General features: G+C 23.1%; 1 protein-coding gene. It reads left to right on the top strand.

All coding sequences use genetic code 11. The features are described 5' to 3' along the window. A partial coding sequence (locus tag CAMP5060_RS08155; protein ID WP_442863355.1) for a hypothetical protein occupies positions 1–594 on the top strand: 594 nt, incomplete at both ends.

The raw sequence follows: 594 nt of genomic DNA, 5'->3' as shown, positions 1-594 counted from the left end.
TACAAATAATCAGATGTTTTTTGAAGAGAATTCTTCTATTCAGAATCATCCATTATATAAGTTTAGATTTGAAAAAGGTACTAAAATAGTTCCAGTAAAACAACTAAGAATGGAAATTCAAACTTCAACAGTGTCTTTATTTAAGATTAATATTATTGAAAATTATAAAATTCGTTTTGATGAAAGGATAAATATATATGAAGATGTTAAGTTTTTATTAAGCTATCTTTCTAATCTTTTCGAAGAAAATAAAATTGCTTTTTTAGAAGAAGCTAAATATTATATTCGTAAAAGAATTGATGCAGATTCCACAATGTCTAAATCATATTTAGATGAAAGATTTTATCTGAATACATTGGAATATGGAATATATGATAGCTTTTCTTTCTATGATGTATTGTTTTCTAAAAATTGTGCTTTATCATTGCTTTTGTATCAAATTAGATACATGGTTAACAATTCAAATAGAATTGGTTTTATGGATATAGAAAAACAAAAGAGATATTTATTAAATTTAGATAATATTTTTTCTAAAATTACGCAAGATGAAGTCTTATCTTTTAATGCCGTTGGTAATACATGGTTTTATAAAGT

Origin of the sequence: Campylobacter sp. 1569 (assembly GCF_024723675.1) — a bacterium.
GTDB classification, from domain to species: Bacteria; Campylobacterota; Campylobacteria; order Campylobacterales; family Campylobacteraceae; genus Campylobacter_D; species Campylobacter_D jejuni_C.
The sequence above is the reverse complement of the archived record's forward strand: the minus strand, read 5'-3'. Positions and strand labels throughout refer to the sequence as shown.